This window comes from Ciceribacter sp. RN22 (assembly GCF_024054295.1).
Lineage (GTDB): Bacteria > Pseudomonadota > Alphaproteobacteria > Rhizobiales > Rhizobiaceae > Allorhizobium > Allorhizobium lividum.
Genome location: NZ_JAMXLD010000001.1, coordinates 2,037,899 through 2,049,952, shown reverse-complemented (window position 1 = coordinate 2,049,952; position 12,054 = coordinate 2,037,899). Strand labels below are relative to the sequence as shown.

The following is a 12,054-nucleotide window of genomic DNA, read 5'->3' as shown; positions in this document are numbered from 1 at the left end:
GCAGAGGACTTTGCAAACCATCGACAACCCGTTCGGCACGAGGTTGTCACCCATGTCTTAGGTACACGATGTTACCTATGTCTTCGGTATGGACAGGACTGACTGGCGGGCCGCGACCGATAGTGATGATCACTACGTTTGCTCTGTAGCCCTATAATTGTCGCTTAATCCGACGAGCTGTCAGCCCTGCGTTTGAACCGGCAAAGCTGACCTCAAATAACTGTGCATGGTCGCAAATCAACAGACGCGCGGCTCATATATGGGCGGTTTCTTTTCCAGGGCTTGTCTCCCGTCATCTCTCGCCCATCGCCTCCGACGTGACTTCGGCGATTGGAGAGAACAGGTATTCCAGGATCCGGCGCTTGCCGGTTTTGATCTCGACGGTGACGGCCATGCCGGGCTTGAGCGGTATTGCGCGCCCGTCGATGGTGATCGTTGTCCGGTCAGGACGTACCGTCAGCGGGAACACCAGGTTCTGCATGCGCTGGACATTGCCGACCGGGATCAGGCTTTCGAGTTCCTTTGCGGCGGCGCCCTCGATCTGCTGAGCGTCGGGTTCCGGAATGGCGTCCATGGCGACACTGACAACTTTGCCCTCGATCACGCCATAGCGGGTGAACGGGAACGCTTCCACCTTGATCACGGCCGGCATGCCGGCGTGGACAAAACCGATGTCCTGGTTGGGGAGATAGGCCTCGATTTCGACCGGACCGCTGCTGGGTACGACGCGCATGATCTCCGCCCCCGAGGCCACAACCTGACCGACCGTCGTGATGGCGGACGCCTGGACGGTCCCATCGACTGGACTTCGGATCGTCAACGAACCGAGACGCGCCGCGGTCTTCTTCAACTGCTGTTCCTGCTCGTCGATACGGCGCGCGGCATCGGCGCGCTGTCGGGCGTTTTCGGCGATGAAGGTGCGAACAGCACTCGCATGCTCGGCCGCGAGCACTTGCATTCCCTTGCCGGATTCAGCGAGTTGTCCAATCATCTCGGCAAGGTCTGCATCTGCGCGCTGCGAGACCTCGGTGGAATTGATGACGTCGGACTTCGAAGCCGATTGTCCCTTGAACAGCGATGTGTGCATTGCGACGCGCTCGCGAAGTGTGGATACCAGATCGCGTTGGGCCTTGACGGTCGCCTCCAGACGAGCCATTTCCGCGCGCTTCTGATCCATCTGCGCGCGTATGCGGGCGAACGTGGCGAGGAGTTCGGAGAGGTCGGCGTCGAGGACGGCCTGTTCCCGCGAGCGGATGGTCGGGGAGATATCGTCCGGGAACGCAATTGCGGCGGCAAGCGCGGGCACATCGTCGTCCAGGGCGTCGAGTTTCGACGCCAGCGCCAAGGCCTTGTCTCGCCGGAGAATCTCCGCCTTGAGCGCGGCAATGCCGACCGCTATCAAATCGACTTCGGCTTTCAGTTCGGTGTTGTCGAGGTCGACGAGAAGGTCGCCAGCCTTCACCTGCTGGCCATTGCTGACGGGGATCGAGCGAACCCTTCCCGTTTCAAGTGACTGCACGACCTTGACGCGGCCGATGGGCTGGATCTTGCCTTGCGACGTCGCAACGATATCGACGGTTCCGACCCAGCTCCAGATCAGCGCGCCCGTGGCAAGACTGCAGAGCAACCAGATGAGCGAGGTCCGGATCGGGGAAGGAGGCGTTTCGAGAATTTCGAGAGCAGCGGGCAGGAACTCCGCATCTTCCCTCCTGCGACTTACCTTGCCACGTAGCCGGTTCCAGACGCGGAGCCTCATGTCTGAGCCGCCCCTGTCTGGAGCTGCCAGAGATGCGCATATAGCCCGTTCGGGCGGGCGAGCAGTTGCTCGTGCGATCCCTCTTCGATGATGCGGCCTTCCTTCATGCCGATGATGCGGTCGCAGTGTCGCACGGTTGCAAGCCGATGCGCGATGATGATGACGGTGCGCCCTTTGACGATCTCACGCATATTGGCGAGGATGATGCGTTCGCTCTCGTAATCGAGCGCGCTCGTCGCCTCGTCGAGAATGAGGATCGGCGGGTTGGTCGCGATCGCCCGCGCGATCGCCAGCCGTTGCCTCTGTCCGCCCGACAGATTGGCCCCGCGCTCCTCGATCGGTGTGTCATAGCCGCGCGGCAGCCTGGCGATGAATTCGTCGGCGCCGGAAAGCCGGGCGACGCGCATCACCGCCTCGCGCGACATGGCGGGATTGGCGAGCGCGATATTGTCGTGGATCGACCGGTTGAACAGCATATTCTCCTGCAGGACGACGCCGATGCTCGCCCGCAGCCAGGCGGGATCGATCTGGGCGATGTCGAGCCCGTCGATGAAGACCTGCCCGCTGTTTGGGATGTAGAAGCGCTGGACGAGCTTGGTCAGCGTCGACTTGCCCGATCCGGAGGGGCCGACGATACCGATGACCTCGCCGGGCCGGACGGCGAGTGTCACGTTCTTGAGGACATCGGGAGCGTCATGTGCGTAGCGAAAGCTGACGGCCTTGAAGGCGATGCTGCCGCGCGGCGGCGGAAGACTGACGGCGGCTGCCGGGCGCGGTTCGGCCGGAGCGTTGAGGATGTCGGCAAGCCGCGCGACCGAAACCTGGACCTGCTGGAAGTCCTGCCAGAGCTGCGACAGCCTGAGGATCGGTTGCGAGACCTGGCCCGCGATCATGTTGAAGGCGACGAGCGCCCCGACGGTCAGGTGACCGTCGATGACGGCCTGCGCGCCGAAGAGCAGGAGGGCCGCGCTCACCACCTTGCTGATGTACTGGATGGCGTTCTGTCCCTTGGCTGCCAGCATCGTGGCCAGGAAGGAGGATTTGACATAGGCCGCAAGGCGCTCCTCCCAGTCGGCGGAGACGACGGGCTCGACGGCCGCCGCCTTGAGCGTCTGGACGCCCACGACGGACTCGACAAGCAATTGCTGGCTCCAGGCGCCACGATTGAATTTCTCGTCGATACGTTCCTTCAGGAAGGGGCGAACGAGAAAGCCGATGGCAAGATAGAAGGGGATCGAGGCGACGACGATCCAGGCAAGCGTCCTCGAATAGCTGAAGAGCACGAAGATGAAGACGAAAGTGAAGATGAAGTCGAGACCGGAGAATAGACCTTGCCCGGTCAGGAAGCCGCGGATCGTCTCCAGTTCGCGGATACGCGCGACCGTTTGTCCGGTCGGCCGCCTCTCGAAATAATCGAGTGGAAGACTGAGAAGATGACGGAAGAGGCGGCGTCCGAGTTCGACGTCAATGCGATTAGTGGTGTGCGACAGAGCATAGGTCCTGAGGTACTGGAGGACCACGTCGAAGAGGCCGACGACTGCGAGGCCGACGACGAGGACGATGAGCGTCGAGTAGCTGCGATGGGCGAGCACCTTGTCGACGACCACCTGAAAGAACAGCGGCGTGATCAGCGCGAAGAGCTGGACGAAGAGCGAGGCCACCAGCACATGTGCGAAGGCGCGTCGATAACGCCAGATCGACGGCAGGAACCAACGGAAACCAAACCCACCCGGATCGGCGCCCGGCCCACCGAAGCGCCTCTGGACAAGGATGAAGCGTCCTTCGGTAAGCCGCAGCAACTCGTTCGCATCGACCTCGCGGCTTGCAAACCCGACAGGGTCGACAAGCCGAAACGTGCCTTCGCCGGACTTGCCGCCGAAGACGGCAAACGAACCGTCCGTCAGGCAGGCGATCGCCGGCACGGGGATGGTCGCCATGCGTGCGGACCCAGCTGCAATCGATCGCGCCTTGAGGCCGACGAGGCGCGCAGCCCGAAGCAGATCGTTCCTTTGGGTGGCGATGCCACCGAGCGCCAGTTGCCGGGCGACGGCGCCAGGATTGACGGACAGGCGATAATAGCCGGCAATGGCCGCAAGGGCCGACAGGCCGCTGTCCGGCAGCGGCTGTTGCGGCCCCTGGCCGTTACTATCGGGAGGGGAGGGTTTCTCTATGCTGTGCATTTCGAACTTTGCGGGCTTCCGGCGTCATGCCGAAGGCGAGGAGAGCCGGGGTAATCCGATTGCCGGAGACCTGCGGTCGGCCGGGGCGGGCCACCGCCTGCGGCGCTGATCGCCGCAGGCGGTATCGCATCTGTCAGGCAGCCTGGCTGTTCAGATCGGAGGGACGGAAGGACAGGGTCGTATCGGCGACAAGCCTCGTCGAGCCGTCCGTCATGGTCATCGAACTCGTCCCGGTGATCATCGAGCCGTCGGCGAAAGTCCGTGCGCCCTCGGTCGACGGCAGCAGGTTGACGAGCCGGATGCCCGCGTCGGACATCGTCATCAGTTCGCCGATGTCGGAAACGCCGTTCTGATTGTGATCCTGCCAGACGCGGAACTCGTTCCAGCGTTGATCGCTCATGTCGAGGACGTTGTCGTGATTGGTGTCGAACGCCAGCCGCAGCCCCTCCATGTCGGAAACCATACCGTCGTCTTCGACCCAGTTGGCGAAAGCGAGCTCCCGTGCCTGATCGATGACCCCGTCGGAACCGACTCCTCCGTCGGCGGCAAGATCGATGGCGAGGAAGCCATCCGAGGCACCGACCCAGGCAGTCGTGTCGCGAATGCCGTCATCATCCCAGTCGAACGCCGGGCCGGGTTGGTCCGCGGCAAAGATGTCGAAGGGGCGAAGATCGATATGATCGTTGCCATCAAGGTCGAGCACGACCGGAGGAACCCAAACGCTGGTGGTCCCGTTGTCATAGGTGATGGTCTGTCTGGTCAGAGCGTCTGACGCACTGCGCAGTTCGACGATCTTCGACCATGTCTGGCTATTGGCCGGGTCCAGCGAGGTCAGCTGTCTGGTTCCGTCGTCGTAAGTGATCGCGTTATCCATCAGCTGACCGCTTTGATTGTAGCGATCGACGGTCATTGCCCAGGTTTGACTGTTCGCACGATCCCAGGACGTCATGGTCCGTATGCCGTCGTCCCAGTAGTCCATCTCGCTGGTCACGGCGCCCGTAGCGTCATAGGTCTTGACAACCTGACTCCAGCTCTGCGTTCCAGCCGTGTCGTAGACCGTGGTGCGGGCAAGAACTCCGCTCGTATAGCTGGCGCTGAACACCGTGTGGCCAAGAGTGTCGGTCTCGTTTGTGAAACTCAGCTTGCCGTTGGCATCCCAGGACGTGTATCGCCTCGATCCATCGTCCCAATAGGTGGTCTCGCTGGCAATGGTACCGGTGGCATTATAGGTTTTGTATAGCTGCGTCCAGTCTTGGACGTCATCCGGATCATAAGCCATCGAGCTGGACAGAGCACCACTCGTATACCAAGTGGCGACGAGTGTTCGGCCAAGGGTGTTGAATTCGAAAATGTAGCTGAGCTTGCCGTTGGAATCCCAAGATGTGGTGGTTCTTGTGCCGTCGTCCCAATAGTCCGTCTCGATGATGACGGTGCCCGAAGCGCTGTACCTCTTGTCCAGTTGTGTCCAGGCCTGCGTTCCCGCCCTGTCGAAAACGGTGGTACTCAAGAGAACACCGCTCGTATACGAGGCGACAGAGAGTGTCTGGCCAAGCGTGTCGGTCTCTCGAGTGTAGCTGAGCTTGCCGTTGGAATCCCAGGACGTGTATCGCAACGATCCGTCGTCGTTCTTGACGGACTGCGAGATCAGGACGGCGGAAGCATTGTAGCTTCGGTCGATCTGGCTCCAGGACTCACGGTTGGTGGTATCGTATGAGGTGTCTCTGACCGGCGTATCCCCGCCGTTATAAGCGGCATAATAGCGCGTGGCACCAGAAGCGTCTTTCTCGCTGTACGCCGACCGCTTGCCGGTTGTCACTATGAACGTGGTCTGGCTCTGCGAGCCGTCGTCCTGATAGACAGTTTCCGTCCAAAGAATATTGTTGGAATAGGTCTGTTCAACCCGGTTCCAGGTTTGCCGGCCGAGCGGATCGAACAGGGATGCACTCGTCAGGACGCCATCGGCATTGAACCGGCTCACCGACAGGGTGCCGCCGCTTGCGGCGTCGTAGTTCGTTTCAATGGTCGTGCCGTCTGCGTTCAACTGCCGCCTGAGGATGATGCGTCCGGCGCCGTCGGAAACCTCGCGCAGGCGCAGTTCACCACCGCCGCCGATCTCCTCGTGTATCGTGCGCAGCAGGTTGCCGGCGCCGTCGCGCTCAACGACCGTCCGCATCGCCGACCCGTCCACGCGTTCGACAACCGTTTCCGTGTAATCGATCGAGCCGTCATTGCCGTCGTCGCGAAGAAGCACGGTAACGAGGCCGTCGTGGCTCTCACGCAGCGAGCCGGACGCCTTCACGGAGCCATCGGCATTGGTCTCCCAGATGGCGGTTACCAGGCTGCCGTCGATCTGTGTCACGGTGTTCATCGTGACGTCGAAACGACCGTCGCCATCCATGTCCATCGTGGTTGTCGACGAGAGACCGTCGGCGTTCCGGGAGGTCACGATTTCCGCCGCGATTGCGTTACCCCAGTAGATCTCGCCGCTGCGGATCTCCGACGCCTTGCGGGCCGTGGCATTATTCTTCACGACCGCGGTGGTCGCTCCTGAAAGAAGCGTGCGCTCTTCAACCGTGTGGTCGATGACACCGTCCCCGTCGACATCGGTGAACTCGCGATGCACGCTTGCGTCCGCGCTCCAGCTCTCCGTGGACTTCGACGTGAGTTTGGCCGACCGGTCACGGACGCTCGTGACGGTCTCTACCGCGCCATCGGCAAATTCGGTGCGTTCCGTCAGCCTGCGAAGATCAATGATCCCGTCGCCGTTCTTGTCGGTTTCGATCTCAGTGCTGCGACCGTCGGCAGAGACGGTCGTCGTCGTCTTGCCGAGCAGCGATCCGTTGGGCAAGACCCTGGTCGTGACCACCGACAGCCGGCCATCGCCGAACTGCGTGCGCACCTCGCGCTGGTCGACAGCGCCGTCGCCGTCCGCATCCCGTTCGATCGTAACGGATCGTCCGTCGGCGGTCTCTGTCGTCGACACGGTGTTCAGCAGCTTTCCGTCCGGGCCGCGCGCCGTGACGGTGACGATCGAACCACCATCGGCGAGATCACGGGTCTCGCTCTTCGTGGTTCGCGGCGTCCAGCCGGCCACATTCGAGGTCTCGATCACAGTGGTCACATGGCCGTCGGCGCTGACGGTGGTGACAGCACTCGAAAGCAGGGTTCCGTCGGCCGTAACGTTGCTGATCGTCTCCGTGCGGCTACCATCGTCGTTGGCAACCGTCACCTCGCTCATGCGCTGGTCGACGATGCCGTCGCCCTCGACATCCAGCGTCCGGCCGACAGTCATCCCGTTTGCCGAACGGGTCTTCTCGGAAACGGCCCCCGCTCCACTGGTCCCGAAACGCTCGACGGTCTTTTGTGAGCCGTCCGGGAGGAGACTGGCGATCTTCGTGTACGAGGCATCACCGGAGCGTCGGGACGTCGCCAGCCCGTCTCCGGAGTTCGTCTCCTCTTCCCATTCCCGCTGCTGCCAGACGCCCGCGACCCATTCCTCCCGTGTCAGCCGCGTCGTGCTGCTGCCGTCGGCATTATGCGTTACCGTCTCGACCTCGCGGGTTTCGGCGATCCCGTCACCATCGGCATCGTAGGCGGTAACAACGAGAGCGCCGTTCGCGCTAGTGGTCACGGTCTTCATGGCGGAAACGGTCACGCCATCGGCGGTCAGCTCGCGGAAAATCTCCGTCCTGACACCGTCGTCGCCAATCGTGCTCGACACGCGTTCGTCGAGAATCCCGTCGCCGTCGCGATCCTCGACGACGCTTTCCGTGTTGCCATCGCCGGACTTGAAGCTGGTCCTGCTGCTTTCCAGCAGGCCGTTCGCTTTGCGAGTGGTTTCCTCCGTCGTCGAGCTGCCGTCGACACCCTTGACCGTGGATCGTTCAACCGAACGGGTGGTTCTGCCATAGACATCAGTCCAGATCGTTGTCTCCTGAAGCCCGTTCGCACTCGTTCGCCGTGTCTCTGTCTCCAGGAGGTTGTTCGTGCCGCTGTACACGGCAGTCGTCGTCTCGATGGAACCGTCTACCTTCAGCGACGTCGTCGCCACCTTTCGGGCGTCGAGAGTGCCGTCTCCGTCGCGATCGGAACGTGTCGTCGAGACGAGGCCATCCCGCGAAACCATCTTGTCCGTCGAGCTCGCCGTTGCCCCGGTGACCGACAGTTCCATTGTCTTGTCGATCACCGAGCCGTCGCTGTTGACCGTGTGGAGCGCAACCAGGTCGATATGGCCATCACCATTGCGGTCGGTCTCGGTGCGCACCGAGCGTCCATTGGCCGATGTCGTAATTGTCTGCGTCGACAGCAGTGCGCCGTTGCCACTGCGCGTCGAGGTCGTGGCAACAACAGCACCGCTCGCCTGCAGCTCCGTGGTTTCAATCACTTTGCGGTCAATATCGCCGTCACCGTCGCTGTCGGTCGTCCTGACGGTCGAGCGACCGTTCGCGCTCGTGGTGGTGACGGAGGACGAGACAAGTGTGGAGCCCACCAGCCGCGTGGTCTCGGCCGTCGTCGAGCCGTCGGCATTCAACGTCGTGCGGACACGCGTTGTGGCATCGATGATGCCGTCGCCGTTCTCATCCGTGCTCTCTACGGAGAGCATGGCGTTGCCGCTCCGCTCCGTCACGTCCCTCCGGATGAGATGCCCGTTACCCGCCCGCACTTCCTGCGTCGTCATGCGGCCGCCATCGTCGGAAAGCACGGTGCGCGTCGTCGTGCGGGTATCGACCGCGCCGTCGCCGTCCACGTCCTTTGCAGCGTCTACGGCGAGACCGTTCGCACTGGTCGTCGCAAGGGTCCTCGACGTCAGCGCGCCGAGATCGGTCGTCGTCGTGGTTTCCTCCGCGCGGCTGCCGTCGGCGCCGATCGTTACCACGTTGACGGTCTCGACCTTTCCGTCGCCGTCTTCGTCCGTAGCCTTCTCCGTGCGTCGCCGGTCGGCGCTGAGCGACGTCGTCTCGCGCGACAGCAGTGTCCCGTCAGCGCTGCGTATTTCCACGGCGGTCTGCTGGCTGCCGTCCGTCGCCACCGTCGTGCGCTCGTCGCTGACCCGCTCGAAGACGCCGTCCCCGTCGAGGTCCTCGCTTTCCCGGACGTTCAGCCCGTCGGCGCTGGTGACGGTCGTCGTTCTCCGGATCAGGCTGCCGTCGGCACTGTGCTGCTCCACCGTCTGCTGCGCGCTACCATCGGCCTGCCGAACCGTGACGTCCAGCAGGGTCTCGTCGACGATCCCTCTGCCGTACCGGTCCTTCTCCTCGCGGATGCTGAGGCCATCATTGCTCGTGGTCGTGACGGTCGAAGAAAGCAGGCGACGGTCGGCGCTGAACGTTCTCGTCGTTTCGACGGTCTGTCCGGCGGCATCCTTGACGACCGTCACTGTCTGGTCGGCGGCCCCGTTGCCGTCCGAATCCACCGTCTTGCTGCCCGTCAGGCCGTCGGACGTCCGCGCGGTGACCGTGCGTGAAAGCAGCGTGCCGTTGGCGCTTGTCCGGGTGATTGTCTGGGTCCGGGTCTTGTCGGCGGAAATCGTTGTCACCTCGGCGGTGGTCGTATCGGTCACCCCGTCGCCGTTCTCGTCGCTTGCGACCACCTTCGACAGGCCGTCGCTCGTCACTGTCGTCGTGGTCGTGCCGATCAGCGAACCGTCGCGCGCCTTCACCGCTTCGGAGATCCTCGTCACACCGGTTGTGGTGTCGCGCGAGGTCGTCGAGGCGGTGTTGCGGTCGGTCAGCCCGTCGCCGTCGCTGTCGATCGTTTCCGCCCGGCCGAGACCGTCCGCGGAAACCTCCGTGACCGTCCGCGACAGGAGTGTTCCGTTTGCGGCGGTCACATTGTCCCGCAGGGTCAGCGTACCGTCGGCATGGCGGGTCGTCGCCGACGCCGATACCCGCTCGAACACGCCGTCGCCGTCCTCGTCGGCTGCTGTGCTCGTCGCCTGCCGGTCGGACGAAAGGACCGTCCGTTCGGAGCGGATCACCGAGCCGTCCGCCGATTTTTCCGCGATGGTCACGACGAGGCTGTTGTCGGCGAGCGTCTCGCGCCGCTCCGTTTCGGTGACGAACCCGCCGCCGAGCTGGTCCCGGTCGATCTCGATCACCCGGCCGTCGGCACTGGTCGTCGTGACCGTCGATCCGATGAGCACGCCCGCGCCATTGCGCGCCGTTTCGGTGAGGCGCTGCCGCCCGTCCGCAAGCGTTTCGGTCACCTGCGTCAGGATGCGGTCGACCACGCCGTCGCCGTCATTGTCGAAGCGTGTGACGACGGTCCTGCCGTCGGCGCTGGTGGTGCGGACGGTTTCGGAGGCGAGCGAGCCGTCTCCTCCGAGCGCACGCACCGAGACCGTCGTCACGCCCGCGGCGTCCGTCGTCACCGTCTCCGTCACAGCATAGCCCTGAGCGTCGATCGCCAGCGTCGCCGTCGCGGTCTTGCCCGTCGATCCGTCGGTGCGGGTAAAGATCGCCTCGCCGTCGATCGAGGAGCCGTCCTCGAACTCCCGGTGCGTCTCGTCGGCGGTCAGCGTCAACGAGCGGATCCCGAGTTCGTCGAGCGATTTGAGGACGACCGTGCCGTCACCTTGCGTGACCGCCACCTTGAACTGCTGCCACTGCGCATCACCGGCATCGAGAACGCCGTCATGATTGGTGTCGAACACCTGCCGCAGCGCTTCCATATCGGTGCCGGCGGAAGGATCCCAGTCGGTCAGCACCACCTCGCGCCGCCCGGAAATCTTCCCGTCGCCGTCGGCATCGATGACCAGCACCCCGTCACCGGCGCCCGCCCAGGCCGCACGGTGCTTGTAGCCGTCGCCGCCGATGTCGAAGAACAGGTGGCTGTCGTCGAGCCGGGTGATCTTCAGCCCGTCGCCGTCGAGGTCGAGGAGGATCGGAACCCGCCCCAGCCGGCCGCCCACCGCATTGCTGGTCTTCGATGACGACGAGGTCTTGCCCGCCGTGCTGCGCGAGGCGCCGGAGACGCTGCCCTTGCTGGAACCGCTGGTCTTGCCGGATGTGCTGCGCGACGCCCCGGAGAGGCCGCTGCTCTTCGACGAGCGCGAACCGCCCGAGCTGCCGGGACTGCTTGAGCTACTGGCCTTGCCGCTGGTGCTGCGCGAGGCGCCCGAGAGACCGCCCGTCTTGCCGGAACTGCTCGATTTGCCCGCCGTGCTGCGCGAGGCCCCCGAAACACTGCTGCCCGAGCCGCTCTTGCCCGAAGCCGTCGTGCGATGCTCGGAGGGGGAATCCTTGCCCCACGAACTGTTCGCCGAATAGCTCGATGCGGCCTTGTTCGCGGTGCTGCGCGATGCGCCGGAAACGCTGCCCTTGCCGGAGCTGGCCGCCGCCCGCTCGTCGCGCGCCTCTAGCGACAGCGAAGACTTCCTGTCCGCCGCGGCCGCGTTCACCTGGCGCTGGTACATTCCCCGGGCGATCGCATCGCCGGTCACGGCAGCCTGCTTCGCCGCCAGTACCGAGCCCGCTTCCCTGATCTCCTGCGGGGTTACATGCACGCTGGCATAATCTACCGGGCGGGCAGCACTCCTCAGCGCTCGCTCTTCGAGGCTCAGGCGATTGTCTGGAAGATAGGAGTCGGGCGAGAAACCCAATGCGTAGCCAATGCCAGCAGCAATACCAAAACCAGCGCTCCACCCTGCGGCACCCAGCGGCCCAAGTGACATGCCCACCACCGCTCCCAACTTGGCACCCGCCGAGACCGCCGCCATCCCCGCAGCGAAGTCGATTGCCGCCGCACGTACGTGAGTTCCCTTGAAGTCGTGGGCCGCGGCATAGGTTACCTCCGCCCCGAGCGTGAGCGCGAAATTCGTCCTGTCGAGCACCGCACCGGCTCGCGCCACCGCCGCTACCTTGGAGCCCTTGGTGGCACTTTCAGCGATCTCTTCGAAATCGAGACCGCCCAGAGCCTTGCTGACTTGCGGCGCCTTCTTCTGGACGCTCGGTAGCCGCGATGCCGGTCCGAAATTATAGGCGTAGGCAATGTAGCCGCCGAGCGCGAGACGGGCGGCACCGTCAGCTACGGCATAAGGCACCTGCGCAGCGTTGAACGCCCGATTGAGGCTCTCAATGGCACTCTGGAGACGGCGGTCCATGTCAGTTCCTTTCGAAG

General features: G+C 63.7%; 3 protein-coding genes. All 3 read right to left on the bottom strand.

The genetic code is table 11. From position 1 onward, the window contains the following. Nucleotides 1-292: 292 nt before the first annotated feature. Nucleotides 293-1,756, bottom strand: a complete 1,464-nt coding sequence (locus tag NHF53_RS10100; RefSeq protein ID WP_252834073.1) for an HlyD family type I secretion periplasmic adaptor subunit — start codon at nt 1,754-1,756, stop codon at nt 293-295. Next, nucleotides 1,753-3,936, bottom strand: a complete 2,184-nt coding sequence (locus NHF53_RS10095) for a type I secretion system permease/ATPase (protein WP_252834072.1) — start codon at nt 3,934-3,936, stop codon at nt 1,753-1,755. The genes NHF53_RS10100 and NHF53_RS10095 overlap by 4 nt, the downstream gene beginning before the upstream one ends. A gap of 133 nt (nt 3,937-4,069) precedes the next feature. Further along, nucleotides 4,070-12,037, bottom strand: a complete 7,968-nt coding sequence (locus tag NHF53_RS10090) for a hypothetical protein (protein ID WP_252834071.1) — start codon at nt 12,035-12,037, stop codon at nt 4,070-4,072. Between the last annotated feature and the right edge of the window lie 17 nt (nt 12,038-12,054).

Excerpts from the sequence above, each read along its gene's own strand:
- NHF53_RS10100 (WP_252834073.1), bottom strand. The coding sequence starts at position 1,756 with ATGAGGCTCCGCGTCTGGAACCGGCTACGTGGCAAGGTAAGTCGCAGG.
- NHF53_RS10095 (WP_252834072.1), bottom strand. The coding sequence starts at position 3,936 with ATGCACAGCATAGAGAAACCCTCCCCTCCCGATAGTAACGGCCAGGGG.
- NHF53_RS10090 (WP_252834071.1), bottom strand. The coding sequence starts at position 12,037 with ATGGACCGCCGTCTCCAGAGTGCCATTGAGAGCCTCAATCGGGCGTTC.